At 67.5% G+C, this 4,205-nt stretch carries 3 protein-coding genes and 1 pseudogene; all 4 read left to right on the top strand.

Going from position 1 to position 4,205, the window contains the following annotated elements; translation table 11 throughout:
• Positions 1 to 514 (top strand): annotated as a pseudogene (locus VFL64_RS13540) (DNA topoisomerase IV subunit B); the annotation flags it as partial.
• A gap of 97 nt (positions 515 to 611) precedes the next feature.
• A complete protein-coding gene (locus VFL64_RS13535) occupies positions 612 to 1,148 on the top strand; it encodes a GNAT family N-acetyltransferase (protein WP_489540904.1) in 537 nt (178 codons plus the stop codon).
• The gene (locus VFL64_RS13530) at positions 1,145 to 1,828 is read left to right on the top strand and encodes a lytic transglycosylase domain-containing protein (RefSeq protein WP_489540903.1); all 684 of its coding nucleotides are present in this window, start codon (positions 1,145 to 1,147) and stop codon (positions 1,826 to 1,828) included. The genes VFL64_RS13535 and VFL64_RS13530 overlap by 4 nt, the downstream gene beginning before the upstream one ends.
• Positions 1,829 to 1,841: 13 nt before the next feature.
• Positions 1,842 to 4,148: a DNA topoisomerase IV subunit A gene (gene parC / locus VFL64_RS13525; protein ID WP_489540902.1), complete on the top strand. Its 2,307-nt coding sequence runs from the start codon at positions 1,842 to 1,844 to the stop codon at positions 4,146 to 4,148.
• Positions 4,149 to 4,205: the final 57 nt, after the last annotated feature.

Raw genomic sequence — 4,205 nt, 5'->3', positions numbered from 1 at the left:
CGGCGTGGCCGACGAGCCCGACCTCACCGGCCTGCGCTACGGCAAGATCTGCATCCTGTCGGATGCCGACGTGGACGGCTCGCACATCCAGGTGCTGCTGCTCACGCTCTTCTTCCGCCACTTCCCCAAGCTGGTGGAGCGTGGTCACATCTACATCGCCAAGCCGCCGCTCTTCCGTGTGGACGCCCCTGCCCGCGGCAAAAAGCCTGCTGCCAAGATCTATGCGCTCGACGAAGGCGAACTCACCGCCACGCTCGACAAGCTCGCCAAGGAAGGCGCACGCGAGAACTCCTGGAGCATCAGCCGCTTCAAGGGCCTGGGTGAGATGAACGCCGAGCAGCTGTGGGACACCACGCTCAACCCGGACACGCGGCGCTTGCTGCAGGTGGCGTTCGGCCAACTCGACTTCGCTGCGACCACCGATTCGCTTACCAAGCTGATGGGCAAGGGCGAAGCCCAGGCCCGCCGTGAACTGATGGAACTGCACGGGGACGACGTCGAAGTCGACGTGTGATGACAGCCCCTCGCCCGATGAGTACATCGACCGATCCCCAGCGGGGATGCGGGCCGGCTTGGGAGCGGCCCGGCGCCCGGCCCGCGGAGGCCAGACCATGAGCACCTTTGTTCCACTGCGGCTGCGCCCCACGATGTTGAGCGACCTCGATTTCGTGACTTCGGTCGAGCAGGACGCACAGAACCTGCCCTTCATCACGCCCTGGGAGCGCATCCAGCACGAAGGTGCGGTGCGCTTCCCGGACTTCCGCCACTTCATCATCGAGTCGGGGGCCGAATACGAATCCAGCGGCTTCGTGATCCTGCAAGGCTGCCGCAACCCGCACCACTCGGTAGAACTCAAGCGCATCGTGCTGCAGACCCGCCACCAGAGCCACGGCCTGGGCCGTGCCTGCGTGCGGCTGCTGGAACAGATGGCTTTTCGCGCGCTCGGTGCCCACCGTTTCTGGCTGGATGTGAAGTCGCGCAACACGCGCGCCCAGGCGCTGTACCAGAGCGAAGGCTTCGTCGAGGAGGGGCGCTTGCGCGACAGCGTGTTGACCTCCGACGGCAGCTACGACTCGCTGATCGTGATGTCCATGCTCGACCACGAGTACGAGGCGCTGTGCGCACGGCGCCAGGCGGGTGCTGCGTGAAGCTGGCCGCCTGCCTCACCGTGCTGCTGTCGCCGCTGTGCGCGCAGGCCGAGCTGTGGGGCTATGTGGACGGCGCTGGCGTGGCGCATGTGGCGCCCACGCAGGTCGATTCGCGCTACCACCTGGTGATGGGCAACGCGAGCGGCGATGCGCGCGTGCCGGGCAAAGCCGATGGTGCGGGCGGGCTGCTCACCTGGCTGGAGTTCGCGCCCGAGGTGAAGTCGCTGCAGGCCATCCTGCGCGAGGCGGCCAAGGCGCATGCGGTCGACATCGAGCTGCTCAAGGCCATCATCGCCGTCGAATCGGGCTTCGTGGCGACGGCCATCTCGCCGCGCGGCGCCGTGGGGCTGATGCAGATCATGCCGGTGGGCGCCACCAAGGAGGCACGCGCCGCCGAGACGCAGCGCCTGCTCGACCCGCGCACCAACATCCTCACCGGGGCGCGCCTGCTCTCGCAGCTGATGCGCCGTTTCGGCCGGGCCGACGTGGCCCTGGCCGCATGGAACGCCGGCGCCGGCACGGTGATGAAGCACGGCGGCGGCATGCCGCCGATCGCCGAAACCCAGGCCCACGTGCACCTGGTGCTGGAGCTGTACTGGGCGCTGCTGCAGAACAACCTGCCGCGCGGTGCCCGCGAGTTGCAAATGCATGGGGCCGGCGCAGCGTCGGCCCCGAACTGATTGATTCCTTCGAATGACGATGACCACAGAGACCCCCGAGAGCGGTGACGCGATCACGCTGGCCCACTACGCCGAGCGTGCCTACCTCGAATACGCGCTGAGCGTGGTGAAAGGCCGCGCCTTGCCCGACGTGTGCGACGGCCAGAAGCCGGTGCAGCGGCGCATCCTGTTCGCCATGGAGCGCCTGGGCCTGAGCTTCACCGGCACGGCCGGTGCCAAGCCGATGAAGAGCGCCCGCATGGTGGGCGACGTGCTCGGCCGCTTCCACCCTCACGGTGACCAGTCGGTCTACGACGCGCTGGTGCGCATGGCGCAGGACTTCTCGCAGCGCTACCCGTTGATCGATGGGCAGGGCAACTTCGGTTCGCGCGACGGCGATGGTGCGGCGGCCATGCGCTACACCGAAGCGCGGTTGGCGCCAATCGCGCGCCTGCTGCTCGACGAGTTGGACGAAGGCACGGTCGACTTCGTCCCCAATTACGACGGCTCGACCGAAGAGCCCAAGCTCTTGCCGGCGCGCTTGCCCTTCGTGCTGCTCAATGGCGCGAGCGGCATTGCCGTTGGCCTGGCCACCGAGGTGCCCTCGCACAACCTGCGCGAGGTGGCGGCCGCGGCCGTGGCGCTGATCCGCAACGACCGCCTGACGGAAGACGAGCTGGCGACCTTGATCCCCGGCCCCGATTACGCCGGCGGCGGCCAGATCATCAGCAGCGCCGAAGACATCCGCGCGGCCTACGCCACCGGCCGCGGCAGCATGAAGGTGCGTGCGCGCTGGAAGATCGAAGACCTGGCGCGCGGCCAGTGGCAGCTGGTCGTCAACGAGCTGCCGCCGGGGACCAGCTCGCAGAAGGTGCTGGAAGAGATCGAGGAGCTGACCAACCCCAAGGTCAAGGCCGGCAAGAAGGCACTGTCCGCCGAGCAGGTGCAACTCAAGAACACGGTGCTGGCCGTGCTCGACGCCGTGCGCGACGAATCGAGCAAGGACGCGCCGGTGCGCCTCGTGTTCGAGCCCAAGACCAGCCGCATCGAGCAGCAGGAGCTCATCACCACGCTGCTGGCGCACACCAGCCTGGAAAGCTCGGCGCCCATCAACCTCACCATGATCGGCGCCGACGGCCGGCCCACCCAGAAGAGCCTGCGCCAGATGCTGGCCGAGTGGGTGGCCTTCCGTGCCGAGACGGTGCAGCGCCGCTCGCAGCACCGGCTCGACAAGGTGCTGGCGCGCATCCACATCCTCGAAGGGCGGCAGCTGGTGCTGCTCAACATCGACGAGGTGATCCGCATCATTCGCCATTCGGATGAGCCCAAGCCGGCGCTGATCGAGCGCTTCAAGCTCAGCGAGCGCCAGGCCGAAGACATTCTCGAAATCCGCTTGCGCCAGCTGGCGCGTCTGGAGGCGATCAAGATCGAGCAGGAGCTGAAGGATCTGCGTGTCGAGCAGGGCAAGCTCGAAGACATCCTCAACTCGCCCGCCACGCTCAAGCGCACGCTGATCAAAGAGATCGAGGCCGACGCCAAGCAGCATGGCGACGAGCGCCGCACGCTGATCCAGGCCGAGAAGAAGGCCGTGGCTGAGATCAAGGTGGTCGACGAGCCGGTGACAGTGGTGGTCAGCCTGAAGGGCTGGGTGCGTGCCTTGAAGGGCCACGAGATCGATGCCGCCGCGCTGGCCTTCAAGGCAGGCGACGGCCTGTACGGCGTCTTCCCGTGTCGCACCGTCGATGCGCTGCTGGTGTTCGGCAGCAATGGTCGCGTGTACTCCACCACCGTCGCGCAATTGCCCGGCGGGCGTGGCGACGGACAACCGATCACGACCTTGGTCGAGCTGGAAAGCGGCACCCAGCCCTTGCACTACTTCGCGGCGGCCGCGGCCACGCCGCTGCTGCTGGCCAACACCGGCGGCTTCGGTCTGCTGGCCCAGGTGGGCGACATGATCAGCCGGCAGAAGGGCGGCAAGAGCTTCCTCACGCTGGAAGACACCGACAAGGTGCTGCCGCCGGTGCCTATTGCGCCCACGCATGGGCAGGTCGCCTGTCTCTCGCTGAGTGGCCGCCTGCTGGTGTTCAAGCTCGACGAGCTCAAGCTGCAGCCCAAGGGCGGACGCGGCCTCACGCTGATGGAAGTGGACGCCAAGGATCCGCTGGTCTCGGCCACCACCTGCGCCAATGCGATCAGGGTGCTGGGCCTGGGCCGCGGTGGCAAGCCGAAGGAAGAAGACATCAAGGGCGCCGCGCTGGCGGTGTACGCGGGCAAGCGGGCCCGCAAGGGCAAGGTGCTGGATGCCGGCATGAAACCTCAGCGGGTGCTGGCGCTGGGGTAGCGGTGTTGGCGACTCGCACGCCACCACCCGTTCGGGCTGAGGTATCGAAGCCTGGCA

This window comes from Rhizobacter sp. (genome assembly GCF_035702065.1).
Classification (GTDB): domain Bacteria; phylum Pseudomonadota; class Gammaproteobacteria; order Burkholderiales; family Burkholderiaceae_C; genus Rhizobacter.
The sequence above is the reverse complement of the archived record's forward strand: the minus strand, read 5'-3'. Positions and strand labels throughout refer to the sequence as shown.

Coding starts and splice junctions, on each gene's coding strand:
- VFL64_RS13535 (WP_489540904.1), top strand. CDS start 612: ATGAGCACCTTTGTTCCACTGCGGCTGCGCCCCACGATGTTGAGCGAC.
- parC (WP_489540902.1), top strand. CDS start 1,842: ATGACGATGACCACAGAGACCCCCGAGAGCGGTGACGCGATCACGCTG.